The 19838-nt window shown below is 55.6% G+C and carries 22 protein-coding genes; 15 read left to right on the top strand and 7 right to left on the bottom strand.

Annotated features, from left to right (window positions below; all coding sequences use genetic code 11):
* The first annotated feature begins 106 nt into the window (after window positions 1-106).
* From panB to nth, 10 genes are all read left to right on the top strand, one after another.
* The gene (panB, locus tag GC56T2_RS10630; RefSeq protein WP_144975049.1) at window positions 107-946 is read left to right on the top strand and encodes a 3-methyl-2-oxobutanoate hydroxymethyltransferase; all 840 of its coding nucleotides are present in this window, start codon (window positions 107-109) and stop codon (window positions 944-946) included.
* Window positions 943-1812, top strand: coding sequence for a pantoate--beta-alanine ligase (gene panC, locus GC56T2_RS10625; RefSeq protein ID WP_144975047.1), 870 nt, complete (start codon window positions 943-945; stop codon window positions 1810-1812). The genes panB and panC overlap by 4 nt, the downstream gene beginning before the upstream one ends.
* 13 nt (window positions 1813-1825) lie before the next feature.
* Complete coding sequence (gene panD / locus GC56T2_RS10620) at window positions 1826-2209, top strand: aspartate 1-decarboxylase (RefSeq protein ID WP_033019574.1); 384 nt, start codon at window positions 1826-1828, stop codon at window positions 2207-2209.
* Between the two features lie 38 nt (window positions 2210-2247).
* The gene (gene dinG, locus GC56T2_RS10615; RefSeq protein WP_144975045.1) at window positions 2248-4977 is read left to right on the top strand and encodes an ATP-dependent DNA helicase DinG; all 2730 of its coding nucleotides are present in this window, start codon (window positions 2248-2250) and stop codon (window positions 4975-4977) included.
* Between the two features lie 431 nt (window positions 4978-5408).
* Window positions 5409-5579 carry a YpmA family protein gene (locus GC56T2_RS10610; RefSeq protein ID WP_081897228.1) on the top strand — a complete coding sequence of 57 codons (171 nt, stop codon included), beginning with the start codon at window positions 5409-5411 and terminating at the stop codon, window positions 5577-5579.
* A 6-nt stretch (window positions 5580-5585) separates the two neighbouring features.
* Window positions 5586-6062: a cell wall elongation regulator TseB-like domain-containing protein gene (locus tag GC56T2_RS10605; protein WP_144975043.1), complete on the top strand. Its 477-nt coding sequence runs from the start codon at window positions 5586-5588 to the stop codon at window positions 6060-6062.
* A 21-nt stretch (window positions 6063-6083) separates the two neighbouring features.
* Complete coding sequence (locus GC56T2_RS10600) at window positions 6084-7265, top strand: pyridoxal phosphate-dependent aminotransferase (RefSeq protein ID WP_033019577.1); 1182 nt, start codon at window positions 6084-6086, stop codon at window positions 7263-7265.
* Window positions 7266-7433: 168 nt separating this feature from the next.
* Complete coding sequence (gene asnS / locus GC56T2_RS10595) at window positions 7434-8729, top strand: asparagine--tRNA ligase (protein WP_144975041.1); 1296 nt, start codon at window positions 7434-7436, stop codon at window positions 8727-8729.
* A 63-nt stretch (window positions 8730-8792) separates the two neighbouring features.
* Window positions 8793-9500: a DnaD domain-containing protein gene (locus tag GC56T2_RS10590; RefSeq protein ID WP_144975039.1), complete on the top strand. Its 708-nt coding sequence runs from the start codon at window positions 8793-8795 to the stop codon at window positions 9498-9500.
* 283 nt (window positions 9501-9783) lie between these two features.
* Window positions 9784-10437 carry an endonuclease III gene (gene nth / locus GC56T2_RS10585; protein ID WP_144975037.1) on the top strand — a complete coding sequence of 218 codons (654 nt, stop codon included), beginning with the start codon at window positions 9784-9786 and terminating at the stop codon, window positions 10435-10437.
* Between the two features lie 169 nt (window positions 10438-10606).
* On the opposite strand, the gene GC56T2_RS10580 is transcribed toward nth, so the two are convergent.
* Together GC56T2_RS10580 and recU are read right to left on the bottom strand one after the other, a co-directional pair.
* The gene (locus GC56T2_RS10580) at window positions 10607-13267 is read right to left on the bottom strand and encodes a penicillin-binding protein 1A (RefSeq protein WP_144975035.1); all 2661 of its coding nucleotides are present in this window, start codon (window positions 13265-13267) and stop codon (window positions 10607-10609) included.
* A 16-nt stretch (window positions 13268-13283) separates the two neighbouring features.
* Complete coding sequence (gene recU, locus GC56T2_RS10575) at window positions 13284-13901, bottom strand: Holliday junction resolvase RecU (protein ID WP_144975033.1); 618 nt, start codon at window positions 13899-13901, stop codon at window positions 13284-13286.
* A gap of 259 nt (window positions 13902-14160) precedes the next feature.
* On the opposite strand from recU, the gene GC56T2_RS10570 reads away from it, so the two are divergent.
* On the top strand, window positions 14161-14403 hold the full coding sequence (locus GC56T2_RS10570; protein ID WP_033021683.1) for a hypothetical protein: 243 nt from the start codon (window positions 14161-14163) through the stop codon (window positions 14401-14403).
* 44 nt (window positions 14404-14447) lie between these two features.
* Here GC56T2_RS10570 and GC56T2_RS17820 read toward each other — a convergent pair whose 3' ends face one another.
* Together GC56T2_RS17820 and GC56T2_RS10565 are read right to left on the bottom strand one after the other, a co-directional pair.
* Window positions 14448-14618, bottom strand: coding sequence for a hypothetical protein (locus tag GC56T2_RS17820; protein ID WP_172706135.1), 171 nt, complete (start codon window positions 14616-14618; stop codon window positions 14448-14450).
* 302 nt (window positions 14619-14920) lie between these two features.
* Window positions 14921-15121, bottom strand: a complete 201-nt coding sequence (locus GC56T2_RS10565) for a YppF family protein (RefSeq protein ID WP_144975031.1) — start codon at window positions 15119-15121, stop codon at window positions 14921-14923.
* Between the two features lie 191 nt (window positions 15122-15312).
* On the opposite strand from GC56T2_RS10565, the gene GC56T2_RS10560 reads away from it, so the two are divergent.
* Complete coding sequence (locus GC56T2_RS10560; RefSeq protein WP_144975029.1) at window positions 15313-15660, top strand: YppG family protein; 348 nt, start codon at window positions 15313-15315, stop codon at window positions 15658-15660.
* Window positions 15661-16023: 363 nt separating this feature from the next.
* Here GC56T2_RS10560 and GC56T2_RS10555 read toward each other — a convergent pair whose 3' ends face one another.
* The 3 genes from GC56T2_RS10555 to GC56T2_RS10545 all read right to left on the bottom strand — a co-directional run bounded on the left by GC56T2_RS10555 (window position 16024) and on the right by GC56T2_RS10545 (window position 17135).
* Window positions 16024-16278: a sigma-G-dependent sporulation-specific acid-soluble spore protein CsgA gene (locus GC56T2_RS10555; RefSeq protein WP_144977254.1), complete on the bottom strand. Its 255-nt coding sequence runs from the start codon at window positions 16276-16278 to the stop codon at window positions 16024-16026.
* A complete protein-coding gene (locus GC56T2_RS10550) occupies window positions 16278-16463 on the bottom strand; it encodes a hypothetical protein (protein ID WP_033021700.1) in 186 nt (61 codons plus the stop codon). Before GC56T2_RS10550 ends, GC56T2_RS10555 begins: the two co-directional genes overlap by 1 nt.
* Before the next feature lie 207 nt (window positions 16464-16670).
* Window positions 16671-17135, bottom strand: coding sequence for an Hsp20/alpha crystallin family protein (locus GC56T2_RS10545; RefSeq protein WP_144975027.1), 465 nt, complete (start codon window positions 17133-17135; stop codon window positions 16671-16673).
* Window positions 17136-17486: 351 nt separating this feature from the next.
* On the opposite strand from GC56T2_RS10545, the gene GC56T2_RS18150 reads away from it, so the two are divergent.
* From GC56T2_RS18150 to GC56T2_RS10535, 3 genes are all read left to right on the top strand, one after another.
* A complete protein-coding gene (locus GC56T2_RS18150; protein WP_255358719.1) occupies window positions 17487-17609 on the top strand; it encodes a hypothetical protein in 123 nt (40 codons plus the stop codon).
* Between the two features lie 168 nt (window positions 17610-17777).
* Window positions 17778-18452: a response regulator transcription factor gene (locus GC56T2_RS10540; protein WP_144975025.1), complete on the top strand. Its 675-nt coding sequence runs from the start codon at window positions 17778-17780 to the stop codon at window positions 18450-18452.
* Complete coding sequence (locus GC56T2_RS10535; RefSeq protein WP_144975023.1) at window positions 18449-19834, top strand: HAMP domain-containing sensor histidine kinase; 1386 nt, start codon at window positions 18449-18451, stop codon at window positions 19832-19834. Before GC56T2_RS10540 ends, GC56T2_RS10535 begins: the two co-directional genes overlap by 4 nt.
* Window positions 19835-19838: the final 4 nt, after the last annotated feature.

Here is a 19838-nt window from a genome sequence, read left to right as displayed (position 1 = left end):
GGGGCCGACGGCGGTTGAGCAGCGTCCTTCTTTCTCAAGGCGGAAAGAAGGGCGCTTTCTTTCGGGCGGTTCATCTCCTCTGCAGCGAAAAGAGGAGGGAACGAACGTGAAAACGAAAGCCGATTTCTTGCGCATGAAACAGGAGAGCGAGCCGATTGTCATGGTGACCGCCTATGACTTTCCATCGGCGAAGCTCGCTGAGCAAGCGGGAGTCGACATGATTTTGGTCGGCGACTCACTCGGCATGGTCGTGCTCGGCTATGACTCGACGATTCCAGTGACGGTCGATGACATGATTCATCACACGAAAGCGGTCCGCCGCGGCGCGCCGAATACGTTTATCGTCACCGACATGCCGTTTATGTCGTACCACACATCGAAAGCGGAGGCGCTGCACAATGCACGGCGCATCATGCAAGAGTCGGGGGCGAACGCCGTCAAAGTCGAGGGGGCGGATGAAGTCGTCGATGTCATCGCCGCCTTGACGAAAGCGGGAGTTCCAGTCGTCGCCCATCTTGGGCTGACGCCGCAGTCCGTCGGCGTGCTTGGCGGCTACAAAGTGCAAGGCAAAGACGCGGAAAGCGCCAAAAAACTGCTCGAGGATGCCAAGCGTTGCGAGCAGGCGGGAGCGATGGCCCTCGTCTTGGAGTGCGTGCCGAAGCAGCTCGGCGCGGCGGTTGCGCGCGAGCTGGCGATTCCTGTCATCGGCATCGGCGCTGGGGCGGATGTCGACGGGCAAGTGCTCGTCTACCACGACTTGCTTGGCTATGGGGTCAGCCGCGTGCCAAAGTTTGTCAAACCGTACGCCTCCATCCAAGAAACGATCGTCGCGGCGTTGGCCCACTACGCCGCGGAGGTTAAGCTGCGCCAATTCCCGGAGCCGGCGCATACGTTTACGATGAAGGAAGAAGAATGGGTAGCGTTATACGGAGGAACATCATCATGATCATCATCGACCGCATTGCTGACATGCAGGCGCTCATGCGCCGATGCCGCCGCGAAGGAAAAACGATCGGATTCGTCCCGACGATGGGCTATTTGCACGAAGGACATGCCGCCCTCATCGACCGGGCGCGGGAAGAGAATGACGTAGTCGTTGTCAGCATTTTCGTCAACCCGCTTCAGTTCGGCCCAAATGAAGATTTTGCCCGTTATCCGCGCGATCTCGCCCGCGACCGGCGCATCGCTGAACAGCATGGAGCCGACGTGCTCTTTCACCCAGAGGCCGGGGAAATGTATCCGGGGCCGCTCACGGTGCAGGCCGTCGTGAAAGCGCGCACCGATGTATTGTGCGGACGGTCGCGGCCCGGGCATTTCGACGGGGTGGCGACGGTGCTTATCAAGCTGTTTAACATCGTCATGCCTGACCGCGCCTACTTTGGCATGAAAGACGCCCAGCAAGTGGCGGTTGTTGACGGCCTCATTCGCGATTTCAATTTTCCGATTGAGCTCGTGCCGGTGCCGACGGTGCGCGAGGCCGACGGGCTGGCAAAAAGCTCGCGCAACGTCTATTTGTCCCCGCAGGAGCGGCGTGAGGCGCCGGCGCTCTATCAAGCGCTCCAGGCCGCAGCGGCGGCTGTTGAGGGCGGGGAACGGAGCGCGGCCGCCATTCGTCGCCTCGTCCGCGAACAGATTGAAGCCCATACGAACGCGGAGATCGACTATGTGGACGTATGCTCATATCCGGACTTGGCGCCGTTGGCGGTGTTAGAGGGCACCGTCATTATCGCCGTCGCCGTCCGGTTTGCGAGCGCCCGGCTGATCGACAATCTCATCCTTGAGCTGCCCAAGGCGCCAAGACAAGAGGAGTAAGGGGGGATCACCCATGTTTCGCACGCTCATGAACGCGAAAATTCACCGCGCCCGCGTGACGGAAGCGAATTTGGATTACGTCGGCAGCATTACGATCGACGAAGATATTTTGGATGCCGTCGGCATGGTAGCTAATGAAAAAGTGCAAGTGGTCAACAATAATAATGGAGCCCGTTTTGAAACATACATCATCCCCGGCGAGCGGGGCAGCGGCGTCTTCTGTCTAAACGGCGCCGCCGCCCGTCTCGTGCAAAAAGGGGATGTCATTATCGTCATTTCGTATGCGCTTGTTCCCGAGGACAAAGTGTCTAAACACCGGCCGAAAATTGCGATTATGGATGAAAACAACCGAATTGTCCAGCTAATTGCTGAAGAGCCGGCACATACGATTTTATAAAGGGGCTTTCCGCCCCTTTTCGTTTTGAGGTGATGAAAATGGCCACCCGCTTTGTCATTATTGATCTAGAAACGACTGGAAATGGGCCGAAAAAGGGAGATCGGATCATTCAGCTCGGCATGGCGGTTGTGGAAAACGGCTTGATCGTCGAGCGGTTTTCCAGTTTTTTTAACCCGGAACAGCCGATTCCTTTGTTCGTCCAGCAGCTGACAAACATTGACGAAGAGACGGTGGAAGGGGCGCCGCTGTTTGCCGACAAGGCGGGCGAGATCGCGGCCATGATGGATGATGCGTATTTTGTCGCCCACAACGTCGATTTCGATTTGCCGTTTTTGCAGGCTGAGCTGGAACGGGCTGGTCGCCCGCCGTTCACCGGCCCGACGATTGACACGGTGGAGCTCGCCCGCATCGTGCTGCCAACGGCGGAAAGTTACAAACTCAGCGACTTGGCGAGGCAGCTCGGCCTCCGCCATGATCGCCCCCATCAGGCGGACAGCGATGCCGAAGTGACCGCCAAGCTGCTGCTCGCTTTGCTTGAGCGGCTTGGCCGCCTGCCGCTCGTGACGCTCGAACAGCTGCGGCGCCTCGCCCGCCGCCTCAAGAGCGACATTTACTTGCTTCTTGATGCGCTGATCGCGGAAAAACAGCGAGAAGCGCCGAACGACCAACCATTTGTCATGCATGGCGGCATCGCTCTGAAACGGCCGGCCCTAGCGCGCCCGGAAAAAGAAAAGGGGGCTGTGGCCGCTTCGTTCGCCGCCTTCTCCGAACAGGAGCCGCCGTTGCCGCTTCCCGGTTACAAGCGGCGTCCGGCGCAGTGGGAGATGATGCGGCTCGTCTATGAGGCGCTGTCGACGTCTCAGCACGCCATGATGGAGGCAGGGACCGGGCTTGGCAAATCGCTCGCTTACTTGATTCCAGCTGCTTTTTTCGCCGGCGAGCGGCAAGAGCGGGTCGTCATCAGCACCAATACGATCCAGCTGCAAGAGCAGCTTATCCGCCGCGATGTGCCGGTGCTGCGAGAAGTGGTGCCGTTTCCGCTTCGTGTGGCCGTGCTGAAAGGGAAACAAAACTACCTCTCCATCGAGAAGTTTGCTTCGTTTTTAGCCGAGCCGTCCGATCCATACGATGCCGTCCTTTTGAAATGTCAGCTGCTCGTTTGGCTGCTGGAGACGGAGAGCGGCGATTTGGATGAGTTGAACGTTCCATCCGGCGCCCGGATGCTGTTAGCGGACCTTGCCATTGGAGAAGAGGAAGAGGGGGGGCGGCACCATTTTTTCGCCGCAGCGAAAAGACGGGCTGAAGAGGCTGATCTCATCATCACGAATCATGCTTTTTTGCTTCATGATTTGACGGCTCCTCGGCCGCTTTTCCCGCCGTTTCGCTATCTTGTCATCGACGAAGCGCATCGGCTGGAAGACGCGGCGGCCCGTCATTTTGGCGAGCGGGTCGACTACGTATCGTTTCGCTTCCTGACGGCGAAACTCGCGCAAACGATGGCGAAGCAAAGGGAAGAGGAGCAGCGTTGCGAGGCGCGAGCGACGCTTGCCCGTTGCCAACGGCTTCTTGAGGAACTGCAGTTTGAAGGGGACGAGCTGTTTCGGCTGTTGCGCCGCTACGCGCTGGCAAAACAGCCAGCCAGAGCCGGGCGCTGCCGTTATCGTTTTTCCCCGGCCGATGAGCGGGGGCAAACATGGGAGGCGGCCGTCGAGTTGTGTTGGCGTCTCCGCGATGCGATAGCGGCGCTGGCAGCGGCGGTCCAACCGCTGTTGGCGACCGAGAACGAGACGATGGCGCTGCCCGTCTCGTTCTCGGCTGATATGGCCGCGCTTCGCCGGCACATCGCCGCCCTCGTTCGGTTGCTGACAGAAACCGAGGAAGGAGTCGTGCGCTGGATGGAAGCGGACGAAAAGGGGGCGGCGAACGCCGTCCGTCTTTATGCGCAGCCGGTCGATCTCTCCGCTTTTTTCGCGGACCGGTTGTTTATGAACAAGCGGAGCGTCATATTGACTTCGGCGACGCTCACGGTGCGCGGTCAGTTCAGCTACATGGCGGCGCGGCTCGGCCTCGAAGAATTTTATCCGCTTTGCCGCTCGTTTCCAGCTCCGTTTCGCTATGAGGAACAGGCGGCGCTCTTTGTGCCGACCGATCTGCCGCTTGTGTCAGCCGTGCCGCTGGAACGGTACGCGGAAGCGGCAGCCGCGGCCATCGTTGCGATCGCGCGCCGCCTCGGCCGGCGGATGCTTGTGCTGTTTCCGTCCTATGAATTGCTGAAGCTGACCGCTGAAGCGCTCAAGGCCGAGGAGGGAAACGAGCCGTTCGTGCTGATCGCCCAAGGAGTGCAAAGCGGCAGCCCGACGAAACTTTTGCGGACATTTTTGCAATTTGATCAAGCGGTGTTGCTGGGAACGAGCAGTTTTTGGGAGGGGGTCGATTTGCCGGGGCCGGCGCTCGCCGCCCTCGTCATCGCTCGTCTGCCGTTTGCCTCTCCTGAGGATCCGGTGGCGGCGGCAAAAAGTGAACGGATTCGCGCCGCGGGGGGCGATCCGTTTGCTCGGCTCTCGCTTCCCGAGGCGGTGCTTCGCTTTCGCCAAGGATTCGGCCGCCTGATTCGCACGGAACGCGATAAAGGGGCGGTGTTTGTGCTTGACCGCCGGTTGCTGACCGCTTCCTACGGGGCCGATTTTTTGGCTTCCTTGCCGCCGCTTCCGGTGCACGAAGGGCCGCTTGCCGCGCTGCTCGAGGCGGCGGAAGACTGGCTGGCATGAGGCCGGCGCGGCTTTTTAGCGTTCTTGAAAAAATGATGAGCTTGGGAAAACGGCGGAGGGGGGATGGAGGAAGAGCGGTTTCGCCCGTCTTTTTCTCATAAAGAGGAGGGAAACGGCGCAATCTAAAGATGGCGTCCACTCGCCAAACAGAGCGCAAAGCAAGAAGCCCCGCGCGAAGGCGGGGCGGGAAAGAGGCAAATTTGCGTTGGCGGTGTAGGCGGGCAAATTTGTTATGAAATGGTCGGACAAACCTGCTATAATAGGGAAGAAGCACAAGGTGCCAAACAGGCGTCTCCGCCATGCCGGCTGGCTGCAAAAGGCGAAGACGCGCAACCGGTGTGACGTTTGCGGCTGCTGTATTTGTATTGTTGCCGGAGCCGCCCGTCTGTATAAGTAACAAAATTTGCGCCGCACAGGAGGAAGCGACGAAAATGGAAAGCAAAATCGAAGTGCTCGCCACCGTCAAAATTCAGCATTCCGAGGACTTGTACAAGATCGTCGATTGCCTGAACCGGACGCTCAAGCGCGACAATTTGATGTTCGGCCTCGCTTTGGATGAAAACGACAAGCGCCAAGCCGTTTTTACCATTTACCGGACGTGATCGGCCATGAAAAAGTGGGGATGGCTTCTATTGCTTTTTTTTGCCGTTCTCGCGTGGCAGGCGTGGTCCATTTATAGCGAAGCGTTGGCGCCCAAGCGCGCGATGGTCGCGCGCGCCTTGGAGCGGGCAAAGGAAGCGGCGGAGCTTGTCGAGATCAAGAAAGTCTATACATATTATGGCGATGAAGCATACACCGTATTCATTGGCCGCGCGAAGCGAGGGGAAGATCTCGTCGTGTGGGTGCCAAAGGGAGGCGGGGATGTCGTCGTTCGGCGAGCAGATAGCGGCATCAGCGAGGCGGAGGCGCGCGCCATTTTGCGGCGCGATCGCCACCCGCAGCAGGTGATTGACGCCACGCTCGGCATGGAAAAAGGCGTGCCGGTTTGGGAGTTGACCTATATGGACGACGAGGGAAGATACTCGTTTTACTATTTGCACTTCACCGACGGCTCTTTTTTGAAAAGGTACAGCTTTCAACGATGACGATGTGAGGGGGAAGAAGCGATGAAATTGGCAAAACGGGTAGCGGCGCTGACGCCGTCGGCAACACTGGCGATTACGGCGAAAGCAAAAGAACTGAAAGCGGCCGGGCACGATGTGATCGGCTTAGGAGCCGGCGAACCGGATTTCAACACGCCGCAGCACATCATCGAGGCCGCCATTCAGGCCATGAACGAAGGGCATACGAAATATACGCCCTCGGGCGGACTGCCAGCGTTGAAAGCGGAAATTATCAAAAAGTTCGCTCGCGACCAAGGGCTCGATTATGAACCGGCCGAAGTGATCGTATGCGTCGGGGCGAAACATGCGCTGTACACGCTGTTTCAAGTGCTGTTGGACGAAGGCGACGAAGTCATTATCCCCACCCCGTATTGGGTGAGCTATCCGGAACAGGTGAAGCTGGCGGGCGGCGTTCCCGTCTATGTGGAGGGGCGGGAGGAAAACGGCTTTAAGATGACGCCGGAGCAGCTGAAAGAGGCGATCACGCCGCGGACGAAAGCGGTCATCATCAACTCGCCGAGCAATCCGACCGGCATGATTTACACGGCCGAAGAATTAAAGGCGCTCGGCGACATTTGCTTGGAGCATGGGGTGCTGATCGTCTCCGATGAAATTTACGAAAAACTCATTTACGGTGGGGCAAAGCATGTGTCGATCGCCGAACTGTCGCCGGAGTTAAAGGCACAGACGGTCATTATCAACGGCTTGTCCAAGTCGCATTCGATGACGGGCTGGCGCATCGGCTATGCGGCGGGGCCGAAAGAGATCATTCGGGCGATGACTGATTTGGCGAGCCATAGCACGTCCAACCCGACCTCGATCGCCCAATACGCGGCGATCGCTGCTTACAGCGGCCCACAGGAGCCGGTGGAACAAATGCGCCAAGCGTTTGAACAGCGCCTTCATATCATCTACGACAAACTTGTGCAAATTCCGGGCTTTACGTGCCTGAAGCCGCAAGGAGCGTTTTACTTGTTCCCGAACGCTCGCCAAGCGGCCGCGATGGCGGGCTGCCGCACGGTTGATGACCTTGTCGCCGCTCTGCTCGAAGAAGCGAAAGTGGCCCTTGTGCCGGGTTCAGGATTTGGGGCGCCGGACAACGTTCGCCTCTCCTATGCGACTTCGTTAGAGGCGTTGGAAACCGCCATCGAACGCATTCGCCGCTTTATGGAAGCGCGCGCGTAACAGCGATCCGCCCGCCTCTTTGGCCGCTAGGCAATGGAAGGGCGGCTTTGCTTGAAGCAAAGCCGCTTTTTCCGCGCTTCAGCTAGGGGGCGAATTGTCGCGGCGGGGCGGCATCATGAGGGCAAACGCACAGACAAGGCGATAAGAGGAAAGGAAGGGAATGGATACGTGAAAACGACAACGATTGCGGAAGTGAATCAATACGTCGGACAACAAGTGACGATCGGCGCTTGGCTGGCGAACAAGCGCTCGAGCGGAAAAATTGCTTTTTTGCAGCTGCGCGATGGAACGGGCTTTATTCAAGCGGTGGTGGAAAAAGCCAATGTTTCCGAAGAAGTGTTTCAGCGGGCAAAAGCGCTGACGCAGGAAACGTCGCTCTATGTGACCGGCACGGTGCGCATCGATGAGCGCTCGCCGTTCGGCTATGAACTATCGGTTTCCGATTTGCAAGTCATTCATGAAGCGGTCGACTACCCGATTACGCCTAAGGAGCACGGCGTTGAATTTTTGATGGACCATCGCCACCTTTGGCTGCGGTCGCGGCGTCAGCACGCGATCATGAAAGTTCGCAACGAGATCATCCGTGCGACGTATGAATTTTTCAATGACCGCGGCTTCGTTAAGGTCGATGCCCCGATTTTGACCGGCAGCGCGCCGGAAGGAACGACCGAGCTGTTCCATACGAGATATTTTGAAGAAGACGCGTATTTATCGCAAAGCGGCCAGCTTTATATGGAAGCGGCCGCCATGGCGCTCGGCAAAGTGTTTTCCTTTGGTCCGACGTTTCGCGCCGAAAAATCGAAAACGCGCCGCCATCTGATCGAGTTTTGGATGGTTGAGCCCGAGATGGCGTTTTATGAGTTTGAGGACAACTTGCGGCTGCAAGAAGAGTATGTGTCGCACCTTGTGCAGTCCGTGCTCGCTCGCTGCCGGCTCGAGCTCGGCCGCCTTGAGCGCGATACGGCCAAGCTGGAATTGGTGAAGCCGCCGTTCCCGCGCTTGACGTACGATGAGGCGATCCAACTGCTGCATGACAAAGGGTTTACCGATATCCAATGGGGCGATGATTTCGGCGCGCCGCATGAGACGGCCATCGCTGAAAGTTTTGACAAACCGGTGTTCATCACTCATTATCCGACATCCTTGAAGCCGTTTTATATGCAGCCGGACCCGAATCGCCCGGAAGTGGTGTTGTGCGCCGATTTGATCGCGCCGGAAGGATACGGGGAAATCATCGGCGGCTCCGAGCGCATTCACGATTACGAACTGCTCAAAAAGCGCCTCGAGGAGCATCATTTGCCGCTTGATGCTTATGCGTGGTATCTCGATTTGCGCAAATACGGTTCCGTGCCGCACTCCGGATTCGGCCTTGGCTTGGAACGGACCGTCGCGTGGATTTGCGGCGTTGAGCATGTGCGCGAAACCATTCCGTTCCCGCGGCTGCTCAATCGTCTTTATCCATAATCCCTCAGCAAAAAAGGGTTTTTTCGCCGCCGGCATGGTATACTATCATTGAGGTGCATCGGCATGGAAAAGAAAAAAGTGGCCGAATGGCTGGCGCAAGGAAGCATTGCTGTTTCCAAACTGCTGCTTGACCGCTACAAGCAGCTCGGCTTGGACGAAAGGGAACTTGTCCTGCTTCTGCACATGCAGTCGTTTTTCGAAGCGGGGGTTTCGTTTCCAACACCGGCTGAACTGGCTGAAAAAATGACGATCTCGGCGGCGGAATGCATGGAGATGGTGCGGCGGCTTCTGCAAAAGGGAATGATCGCCATCGAGGAACAGACGGATGAGCGAGGCATTCGCAGCGAAAAATATACGCTCGAGCCCCTCTGGGAGCAGTTGGTGCACCATTTGTATACAGAAGCCGTTCGCAGCGGGCAGGCTGGCGAAGAGAAGGCGGAGGAAAGTTTATACACCGTTTTTGAACAAGAGTTTGGCCGCCCCCTTTCCCCGTTTGAATGCGAAACGCTGGCGATGTGGATGGATCAAGACGGCCACGAGCCGGCGATCATCAAGGCGGCGCTGCGCGAGGCCGTGCTGTCGGGAAAATTGAATTTCCGCTACATTGATCGCATTTTATTCGAATGGAAAAAGAACGGCATTCGGACGATTGAACAGGCGCAAGATTACGGAAAAAAATTCCGCAAACCTAAGCCGTCCGCTCGTCCGGCGAAGCAGGCGACAGGGGAATTTCAACCGACGATCCCGTTTTTCAACTGGCTCGATTCCTAAAAGGCCGATGAACACCAACGGCTCCCCTCGATCGATGAGGAAACGTGGGAAAAGAAGCGCGGATGCGGCAAGGAGGTTCTCGTTGAAAAACGAGGCTGGGATCCGACTCGCTTTCGTCAAAGAACGGGAAAGACCGACAGAGCGGGGAAATCACAAGGGAGGAAACGGTCAGTGACTCGGGGGCGGTCAGCGCTCTTCGATCATCGGTCTCCGAAAACGAGAGGCGTTGTCTCTCGTTTTTGTTTGGTCTGCGAGCGCGGCAACGAAAGGAGGGGGAAGACGGGTGCTGACGAAACAGCAAATCCGTTATTGTTTGGATGTCATGGCGCGCATGTTTCCCGATGCGCATTGCGAACTTGTGCACCGCAATCCGTTTGAGCTATTGATTGCGGTTGTCCTGTCGGCGCAATGCACGGATGCGTTAGTCAATAAAGTGACCAAACGGCTGTTTGAAAAATATCGAACGCCGCATGACTACGTCGCTGTGCCGCTGGCGGAGTTGGAGCAGGATATTCGCTCGATCGGCTTGTATCGAAACAAGGCGAAACATATTCAAAAGTTGTGTGCGATGTTGATAGAACAGTATAACGGCGAAGTGCCGCGCGACCGCGATGAATTGATGAAGCTGCCGGGAGTGGGGCGGAAGACGGCGAATGTCGTTGTTTCTGTCGCGTTTGGCGTTCCGGCCATCGCCGTCGATACACATGTGGAACGCGTCAGCAAACGGCTCGGCTTTTGCCGCTGGAGCGACTCGGTCCTCGAAGTGGAACAGACGCTGATGAGAAAAATCCCGAAAGAGGAGTGGTCCATCACCCACCACCGGATGATCTTTTTCGGCCGCTACCATTGCAAGGCGCAAGCACCACAATGTCCGGTCTGTCCGCTGCTTGAGCTATGCCGGGAAGGAAAAAAACGAATGAAAAAGCGCGAGCCATAACTTACCCGCGCTAGAAAAAGGGCTGTCCGATAAGCCGCTAAAAAATAAAGCAAGTGGAGAAAAACCTTTCGTTTCTCTCCACTTGCTTTTTGTTTCAACGTTTGTCTGAAAGCAGCTGGCGGACGCCGGCTACGTTCAGGAAGTGATGGGCTAATGCCGCCATCCTTTTTTATCGAGCGCTTCCGTTGGTGGTGCCTGATCCTTTGTTTGATGGTGTGGAAGGCGCTGACGGTGACGAGCTGCCCCCCGTGTCTCCGCTTGGCTGGTCGCTGTTGGTTCCGCCGTTCGACTGTCCGCTTGGGTTGTCGGAATGGTCTTCGTTTTCATCGTTTCCGCCATTTTCGCTCGTTCCGTTATTTCCGTTGTTTTCATCTTCGTTGCTGCCATTTCCTTGGCCTTGGCCGTTTCCTTGCCCGTTGTTTCCGTTTCCGGAGTTGTTGGAACCATCACCCGGCGTGGTCGGCGTGCCTTCATTTGGTTCGCCGCCAGGAATTTGAATCGAGGTGATGGCTGGCTTGCTCATCCGTTCGCCTTCTTTCGCATAGACGGCGATCGTGTAGGAAGCGCCCGGCGTCGGGTTGGAAATCGAGACGGCCAGCTCTTTCGTTACAGCGGTCTGCACATGGCCTTGGCTGTCTTTCATGTGCACCTCAAAGACCGTGTCGTCCGTCTGTTCGCTATACGACCACGAAACGGAAATGGTGTTCGCTGCTTGGTCGTATGAAGCAGTCAAGCCGGTGACCATCGGCAGCTCTTTAGGCTCATCTTTCGCTGTTTCCGTCGGTTCGGTACCACGGATGAACAGTTCGTAGATAATCTCGTTTTCCGGCGTGTATTTGCCGGCGAGCTTCGGCGGATTCGTCCCTTTTTTGATCGGCAGTTTCACGACGCTGGATGGCTGTTGAAACTTGCCGCTGCCGTCATCAATATGGGACATGATGTCTTTGAGCAGCAGTTTTGGAATCCGCTGTTCTCGATCTGTCAGGGACGCCGTTTCGCTTTTTTTGCTGAAGCCGACCCAGACGGCGGTCGTGTAGTTCGGCGTATAGCCAATGATCCAGCTGTCAGGCACATCGTCTTTGCTAAGCCCGAATTTGCGACCATCCTCGCCGTAGTTGGTCGTCCCTGTTTTCCCGGCCATCTCGAGCCCGGGTACGTAAGCGGACTGCCCCGTTCCGGAGCGGATGACCGATTTGAGCATATCGGTAATCATATAGGCTGTATAATCGTGCATGACTCGCTTCGGTTTCGGCCGCAAATCCATTTCCGTGCCGTCTGGGAAGACGATTTTGGTGACGGCGTACGGTTTGGTGTAGATCCCGTTGTTGCCAAACGCGGTGTAGGCGCCGGCCATTTGCAGCGGCGATACATAATGGGAAACGCCGCCGATCGCAAACGGCTCATACACTTCGGTAAAGCCCATACCGAGTCGGTTGGCGAACTCCATCGCCCGCTCTTTGCCGACAGCTTGGAACGTTTTGAGCGCCGGGATGTTATACGACCACGTGAGCGCCTCGCGCATCGTCACCTCGCCTGCGTATCTGTTGCTGGCGTTGCGGATCGGCGTGCCATCCGAGTACGCATACGGCTCATCGACGAGGATGTGCGCTGTCGACCATTTTAAATATTCGATGGCCGGGCCGTAGTCCAAAATCGGTTTAATCGTCGACCCGGGCTGGCCGACCGGTTTAATCGCATAATTGAAGCCAAACTCGACTTGGTCGCGATGACGGCCGCCGCCCAACGCGCGAATCGCGCCCGTTTTCGTGTCGATGACGGCAATCCCCGATTGCAAATCTTTTTTATTCGTGAAATAGCGATTGGAGTTTAGCAGGTTTTCAACGTAGGACTGGGCGTTTTGATCGAGCGTCGTGTAAATTTTCAGCCCATCCTCAAAGACGTTGACGTTCGCTTTATCCGTTACTTCTTTGATCACTTCTTCAATGAAGGCGTCGTACGGCACGCCGCTTTGCTTTTTCCGCTGTTTGACGAGCATCGATTGGATCGGCACTTGTTTCGCTTTTTCGGCTTCGTCTTGGCTGATGAAGCCATGCCGCGCCATGAGCGTCAACACGGTGTCCCGCCGCGTTTTCGCCGCCTCCGGATGGTCAAACGGGTTGTAGCGGTTGGGCGCCTGCGGCATGCCGGCTAACAACGCGGCTTCCGGAAGCGTCAAGTCTTTCAGATTCGTCTTGCCGAAGTAATACTCAGCGGCACGGGCGACGCCGTAAATGCCATCGGAATAATAAATTTTGTTCAAGTACATTTCCAAAATTTCTTGTTTGGAATATTTTTGCTCAAGCTGGAGCGCCAGCCATGCTTCTTGCGCTTTCCGCTCCAATGTTTTTTTCGGCGACAAAAACGTCATTTTGACGACTTGCTGGGTGATCGTACTGCCTCCCTCAGCGCCGAATCCTTCTTTAATGTTAGCGAGGGCGGCGCCGGCCAAGCGGACGATGTCAATGCCGTGATGTTCGTAAAAGCGCGCGTCTTCCGCGGCTAAAACCGCTTTTTCCAGCACTTTCGGCACTTCTTTGTACGAAACGTACGTTCGTTTGTAGCCGCCGAGTTCCGCCACTTTCTTTCCGTTCATATCAAACAAGGTCGAAGAGAGCGGGTCTTTGATCTTTGCCTCATCGAGCGGGGGAGCGTCTTTGATGAAATAGGCAAACGTCGCCGCGCCCCCGACAACGGCGAGGACGATGACAAATAATATGGCCATGGCGATCGTTTTCATCCATGAAGCCCCTTTTTTCGCTTTTCCTTTTTTTTGTTTTCTCTGCTTTGTCGCCTGTTTCCGTTCCGCGCGAGAACGATATTCACCAGACATAAAAATCCTGCCTTTCTTACGAGTTTTCACCGGAAAGGGTGAAGTATACGCGTTCTACTACACTAATATAATCAATTCTCGGTTGACAGCCAAGCGGGATGTAGTGACCGAGCTGCTCGATCTCCCGCTTAGGAATGGATTTCCGGCCGCCGGATTGTTGCTCGTTCCACCGAGTGATCAGGTGAGATGCATTGAGCAAATACGTCTCCTGAAGCGAGGAAAACCGCAAAATCGCAAAACAAATGCCGCCATGAGCGACCACTTGCTCCATATGACGGATTTGGTGAGCGTGAAAATTTTTGAGCGGGAACGCTGTTTGATTTCGCGTTTCCTTCGCTTCAAAATCGATGTATTTGCCGCGGTACACGCCGTTGTAGTCGGTCGTTGACGCTTGACGGAAATACGCTTCTTTAATGACCGCCGCGCTCCGCCTCGGATAGTCGACGCGAACGATTTGCACCGGGGTCGGTTTTTTATGCACAATGGCGATGCCGTGCTCCCGGTAATATTCATTCGTTGCATTCAAGTCGTCTTCGAGCGTCATGCCGCGATTGGCATAGCCCGCCACAGACGGGGGCTTCCACCTTGCTCGTTCATCGCGGTACGGTTTTCCGTTCGGATAGTTCAGCGTCATGGCCTCCCCTCCTTTGAATGGTTTTTATTATACCATACGCTTGAGGAATGTGCGCTTTTTTGTTTTTTCGAACGGCTCAGGCATCGAAATCCCCCGCTTCCGCCGGGGGCGCCATCAAGCCGCTGGGGAGCCATCGCTGTCGAACGGCGGCTAGTTGCTTCTTTCTTTGCCGAATTCGTTCTACTTTTGTCGCCGAGGAAGGGAGTGGTTCGCCCGGCCGCGAAAGGAATATCATCACGCCAGGAATGGGGGAAAGGGAATGAAAGAACGGCTCGTCAAAAAAGAGGAAATCGAAAAACAGCTCGAGGAAATGGTGGCGTTACTCGAACAAGTGGATGCAAAAATGGAAAAGGTGATTCATGACGTTATCGAAGACCGATACAGCCAACATCAAAAAGAAATCGGGCGTTTAGAGAAACGGATCGCCGGCATTGAACAACGGCTTGACGGCAAGAAAACAGACGGGCGGCTGCCGCTGTCGTCCACACTGTATGGGGTGTAAGCGGAGAAGCTGTCCCCTCGCGCTAGGGGACAGCTTTTTTTCGTTCAGCCATCTTTTTTGGTGGTGATGGACACAGGACCGCTTTCCGCCGTGGCGACGGTGTGAATGTCATACGCGACCCGTTCGGTATGTTTGGATGGAGCGGGTTCGCCATGTTTCGGTTTTTCGTGATCATGGCCTTTCTGCTTATGATTGAAATGCACGCCGCGTCCCATTAGCTAGCACCCCCTTTGTATTACGATGGGGTGTCGCTACGAAAAATATGCAAAAAAAAGAAGGGAAAAGCTCCCTCGTTAGGTGAATGAACGGAAACGGGTGCTGTGCCGCGAGCTGAAGCGATCGGAGACGTTCATCGGACGGTCAGCCGCACGTTCAGCCTTTTCCGCCGGTTTGATGAACATTCGTGTTCGCCACCCATCGTCCGATTCGGCGGCGATGACGAGCCCCGCCTTCCCTCTCCTTGGCGAGACCATCGTTCGTCTCGCCCCACGAGGCAGAAGATGTTTTTCCCCGGATGTCAAAGGCCGGCATATTCCTCTGCTTCGTTCGGCAGGGAGGCGCCTGCTCGTTCAAGCTCGCGGGCTAAATCGCGGTACTGGGCGAGCGAAATGTCCCCGCGCAAATACAGGCGGCGGGCAAAATCGAGCAGTTCGTTCGCCTCGGTCGGTTCGCTCTGTTTGACCGCGATAAACTTATGCTTTAATTCGGTCACGTTCATTGCTGCTTTTCCCCCTTCCCCTTTTTTACATCGTACCATGAAAATAGGAAAAACGAACGATTTCGGAAAATTAAAACTTCCGACAAGAGGTGACATGTCCATACACGCCATTGGTCGTTCGCACATATACTAGTGGCAGCCCATCCCTTTTTAGGCTGGGGAACGGAACAACGAAAAAGGGGAGAGCGACGATGTACCGTTATCCTCGTCCAAGTTCGCCGCCCTTCTATGGGCCATACGGCTTCGGCGGTCATCACTACGGGCCTTCGTTCCCGCATGGAGCTTCATTCTTCCCGCCCGCTCCTGTTCACTGGCCCCATTTCTCGCCTGGTCAAGCGGGGGCGACTTCCCACCCGGCATCGTATCCCAAACCTGGGCCTTTGTTGCCGCCGCCGCGCCCCTCTTTCCTCGAGCAGTTTAAAAACAGCGATGGCACATACGACATCAACAAAATGATGAGCACGATGGGGCAAATGATCAATACGATCAATCAGGTGAACGGTATGTTAAAAGGGCTGCTCAGCACGTGGAAAAAATAAATCATAGCGGTCTTCGGTATGGAAGGAGCGGTGGAAAAGAAAGCGGGCGCCTTCATCGCTTTTGACGCCCCTTTTGGTGGCGTCAGCAAGCGTCCCGTGGCCTCTGTTTCGCTTAGCGGGTGAAAACGGTGAGAGCGGTGAGCTCGATGGAGTTCGCCACGAAAAAAGCCGGTGTTACGAACCTTCTTGGGAGGAGAGTCCGGGGGAACGATCCGTCACCGGCCTTTTCACCCAGAGACTGTCAAACGGCGGCGCATTCGGCGAACAAACCGCACGCCGAAACGCGCCGCCGTCGTCCTTCCCCTTATGCACGGAGCCCGCGCGGCCGACTCGTTGAGACGGAAGACGTCGTTGCTCGTGAAGTTAAATGAGCAGCTCGTATACTTCGTTGAGATGGAAGGCGCGTTTTTCATCGCGCTCGTCCATCGCATAGCGGATTTCATGCCGCAAAATCCGATCCAAAAACGCGCTTTCTTCCTGCGTCAAGTCGCGGACGAATTCCCCTTCTCCCCGATACGGCTTGGTAATGAGCTTTTGATAGATGCGCTTTGGCGTGTCGTCATGGCTGTCCAAATAGTTGGACAGCACCTCACGCAAGTAAGCGAGCGTTTGTTCCATCATGGCTCGCCCCCTTCAAAAAACGAAACGAACGCTTGGCTGACCTCGGAACGGCCTTGGGCGTAGGGGTTTTCTTCCGTGACGCGGTCCGGGTCGAGCTTCGTCTTGATGACGAGCATCGGTTCGTTCGGCGGCTCATTGATCACCCGATCGTTCAGCTGCTTGAAATCAGGCAGTTTGGTCATTCGTTTTGCACCTCCTACCTAGTAGCGTAGCTTGTCAGCCAGAAAAGTATGTATGCCTGCGGGGGAGTTTCGGCAAGGAACGCCAAGCCGGGATCGCGAGCAGCGGAAGCGGCAGCCGCGAGCGGAAAAGCAACTGTCGCAGAAAAAAGGAGGGTATCCCGATCGTTTTGGGACACCCTTTTTCTACTCGACGAGATGAGCTTTGGCCTATTCAATGTCGATATATTTTCGTTTTTGTGGCAGCCGAATGACGAGTGCCCCGTTGTGAAACGAAGCTTTGACTTCGTGTTCGGCGACTGGGTAGGGAAACGGGATCCACCTCGCCACACGTCGCCGCGCCTGCCGACGCTCGTACACATGGCCATGGCTATCGGCGGACTCGATCGTTTCATAATGGTCGATGAACAGCTGCAGCCCATCGTCCTGCCACTGCAGGCTGATTTGTTCCCGTTTTGCTTCAGGCAGTCGGACGATGATTTGGTATTCGCGCTTCGTCTCTTTGACTTCGATCGGGATGTACGCTTCGACAAACGTTTGCGCGAAATAGTCGTCGAGCGTTTCCAGCAGTTTTTGCCACGGACGTTCGTCCAACCATTGATGGATCATGTGCCGCAAATGATGAAACGGATGCTCTCCGTCTCCACCGGACGGCGGTTGAAACGGCTGATTCATGGCGCTTCCCTCCTTCAGCAACAAAGCAAAATGGCTCTGCCGAGACGGCTCCGGCCGGCAAAGCGATTCATTGTCAATGTATGTTGCAGGCAAGGAAAAGGCGACGGTTGCCGGGCCGTTTCGAAACCGAGGAGAACGCGAATGGTATGCGCCCGCTGTCGGCGGTTCGTCATCGGGCCAAGTGTGCTGGCCGCGTTTTTTTCGGCGAGAAAACCGCCGTTTTTTTGTCACCATCCTTTTAGGAACTTTTCATTTTGTTTTAATCCGAATGGAATATAATGACACTTGCATCGAATAAGCGTGCAAATGGTGCCGTCAGCTATAGCTGGCGACCTAAAGGAGGGTGACGCGATGCATATCATTCATTGGTTGGTGACGGCGTTTTTTTCCGGAACAGCCGTCTCGCTTCTGTCTTATCAAGCCGTGGAAATCGTTCAAGCCATCATCGACTGGTTGGTCGACCGTCATTCGTGAGCGGTCGCGATTCGGCGGCGCGCTGGACGGCCGCCAACCTCTTTTTTCGGCTCGGTTGCCGCGGTGCGTTGGCGAACAAGCAAGACGAGGTGTATAGTTAAAGAAGAAATATCTTGAGGACGAAAATGAATGGGCGCACGGTCATGGATGGAAAGGAGGACGACAACAGTGAATGGACGCATTTTGCTAATAGAGGATGAAGCCGGGCTCGCCCGGTTTTTGGAGCTGGATTTGACGCACGAAGGGTTCGAAGTGCGTGTATGTGCTGACGGGCGCGAAGGATTGGATGTCGCCTTGTCGGAACCGTGGGATCTCATTTTGCTCGATGTGATGCTGCCGCGTCTGAACGGCATGGAAGTATGTCGCCGCATTCGGGCGGCAAAATCAACGCCGATTATTATGATCACCGCGCGCGACAGCGTGTTTGACCGCGTCATGGGACTTGACAACGGCGCCGATGACTACATCGTCAAACCGTTTGCCATTGAAGAGCTGCTCGCCCGCATCCGTGCTTTATTTCGCCGCGTTCGCCCGGAAGCGGATGCACAAGTGTTAACGTTTAAAGACTTGGTCGTCGATGTGCAGGCGCGCACGGTGAAGAAAGGGGATGAGTTTATTGAATTGACGAAGCGGGAATACGATCTGCTCGTCGCGTTTATGCAGAACATTAACGTTGTCTTGACGCGCGACGCGCTTCTTGACAAAGTGTGGGGGTTTGATGCGGAAGTGGAGACGAACGTGGTTGACGTCTATGTGCGCTACTTGCGACAAAAGCTCGATGAGCACGACAAAGAGCGATATATCCAGACGGTGCGCGGCGCGGGATATGTGATGCGCCCATGACCCGCCGCCTTTCGTTGCAAGGCAAGCTGACGATGTTGTCCGCAGCGGCCATTTTCATCACGTATTTTCTCTTTACGTTTTTGCAGTACCATATGGTGAAACAGTGGATGCTGAGGGAAGAACGAAAAACGATGGAACGAACCGTGGCGGAAATTGAAACATATTACGCCGAAAAACGTAATTTATCATGGGAGGACATTCGCCGCAGCCGTTCGTTTCTCGAGAGGCTGAATGAGCGCTATCAGCTCATTCGCGTGACCGATGAGAAAGGGACGATCATCGTTTCTGTTTCGAACGGCGCTTCCGTCTCGCTGACGCCGGACGAAAGACCGAGCACGCGCAAATTGGATGAGCATTTCGTCAACCATGAGCGGTTTTTGTTGCTAAGCCAGCCTTTTCATGCTGGTCGGCTGCACGGGACGATTGAAATCGCCCGCCGGCTCGTCAAGTTTCAACAAGCGATGGATACGTTGTTTATCATTATGACGGTCATCGGTGTGATGGCCATGGCGGCAAGCGCGCTCGCCGGTCGATTCGTCGCGCAAACGTTCGTCCGGCCGCTGCAAAAGCTGGCAAAAACGATGGTTGCCATCCAGGATAACGGGTTGAAACAGCGCATTGATGTGCCTCCGGCGCGCGATGAAATCACCGAGCTGATGCATATGTTCAACCGCATGATGGACGAAATTGAACGGTCGTTCGCCGTACAGCGCCAGTTTGTGGAGGACGCGTCCCATGAGTTGCGCACACCGATCGCCATTTTGCAAGGCCATCTGTCGCTGCTGCAGCGATGGGGCAAGCACAATCCGGAAATTTTGGAAGAATCGCTTCAGGCGGCGGTGAAAGAGGCGGAGCGGCTGAAACGGCTCGTTTTGGAACTGCTCGATTTATCACGAGCCGAGGCGATTGCCGTGCCTGAGGAGATTGCTCCGATCGATGCAGCGGCAGCGGTTGGACAAGTCGTCAAAAATTTTCGCGTTCTGCATCCAGAATTTGTGTTTCTCATCGACCAACCGGCCTATCCGCTCGCGCGTGTTCTAATCACAAAGTACCATTTTGAACAATTGCTGTTCATTTTGCTTGACAATGCGGTAAAATATTCTCAGCAGGTGAAAAAGATCGTCATTTCCTTGCGCGAAGAAGACGCGTTCGTCATCGTGGCTGTTCGCGATCACGGCATCGGCATTCCAAAAGACGAGCTGAAAAACGTTTTTTTGCGCTTCTACCGCGTCGACAAGGCGCGTAGCCGTGAACAGGGCGGCGCTGGACTTGGGCTTTCGATTGCCAAGGAAATCATCGATAAATACGGCGGGCAAATTGCGGTGGAAAGTGAAGTCGGGCAAGGAACGACGGTCGAGCTCGCCGTTCCGAAAGCGGAGTAGGAGA

The organism is Geobacillus sp. C56-T2, from assembly GCF_007829715.1.
Lineage (GTDB): Bacteria > Bacillota > Bacilli > Bacillales > Anoxybacillaceae > Geobacillus > Geobacillus icigianus.
This window is presented reverse-complemented; position numbering and strand designations above follow the sequence as displayed.

Coding starts and splice junctions, on each gene's coding strand:
- GC56T2_RS10535 (WP_144975023.1), top strand. CDS start 18,449: ATGACCCGCCGCCTTTCGTTGCAAGGCAAGCTGACGATGTTGTCCGCA.
- panD (WP_033019574.1), top strand. CDS start 1,826: ATGTTTCGCACGCTCATGAACGCGAAAATTCACCGCGCCCGCGTGACG.
- GC56T2_RS10590 (WP_144975039.1), top strand. CDS start 8,793: ATGGAAAAGAAAAAAGTGGCCGAATGGCTGGCGCAAGGAAGCATTGCT.
- recU (WP_144975033.1), bottom strand. CDS start 13,901: ATGACGCTGAACTATCCGAACGGAAAACCGTACCGCGATGAACGAGCA.
- GC56T2_RS10605 (WP_144975043.1), top strand. CDS start 5,586: ATGAAAAAGTGGGGATGGCTTCTATTGCTTTTTTTTGCCGTTCTCGCG.
- GC56T2_RS10550 (WP_033021700.1), bottom strand. CDS start 16,463: ATGACCAAACTGCCTGATTTCAAGCAGCTGAACGATCGGGTGATCAAT.
- GC56T2_RS17820 (WP_172706135.1), bottom strand. CDS start 14,618: ATGGGACGCGGCGTGCATTTCAATCATAAGCAGAAAGGCCATGATCAC.
- dinG (WP_144975045.1), top strand. CDS start 2,248: ATGGCCACCCGCTTTGTCATTATTGATCTAGAAACGACTGGAAATGGG.
- panC (WP_144975047.1), top strand. CDS start 943: ATGATCATCATCGACCGCATTGCTGACATGCAGGCGCTCATGCGCCGA.
- GC56T2_RS10545 (WP_144975027.1), bottom strand. CDS start 17,135: ATGAATCAGCCGTTTCAACCGCCGTCCGGTGGAGACGGAGAGCATCCG.
- GC56T2_RS10600 (WP_033019577.1), top strand. CDS start 6,084: ATGAAATTGGCAAAACGGGTAGCGGCGCTGACGCCGTCGGCAACACTG.
- GC56T2_RS18150 (WP_255358719.1), top strand. CDS start 17,487: ATGCATATCATTCATTGGTTGGTGACGGCGTTTTTTTCCGGAACAGCC.
- GC56T2_RS10570 (WP_033021683.1), top strand. CDS start 14,161: ATGAAAGAACGGCTCGTCAAAAAAGAGGAAATCGAAAAACAGCTCGAG.
- GC56T2_RS10560 (WP_144975029.1), top strand. CDS start 15,313: ATGTACCGTTATCCTCGTCCAAGTTCGCCGCCCTTCTATGGGCCATAC.
- GC56T2_RS10555 (WP_144977254.1), bottom strand. CDS start 16,278: ATGGAACAAACGCTCGCTTACTTGCGTGAGGTGCTGTCCAACTATTTG.
- GC56T2_RS10610 (WP_081897228.1), top strand. CDS start 5,409: ATGGAAAGCAAAATCGAAGTGCTCGCCACCGTCAAAATTCAGCATTCC.
- GC56T2_RS10580 (WP_144975035.1), bottom strand. CDS start 13,267: ATGTCTGGTGAATATCGTTCTCGCGCGGAACGGAAACAGGCGACAAAG.
- GC56T2_RS10565 (WP_144975031.1), bottom strand. CDS start 15,121: ATGAACGTGACCGAATTAAAGCATAAGTTTATCGCGGTCAAACAGAGC.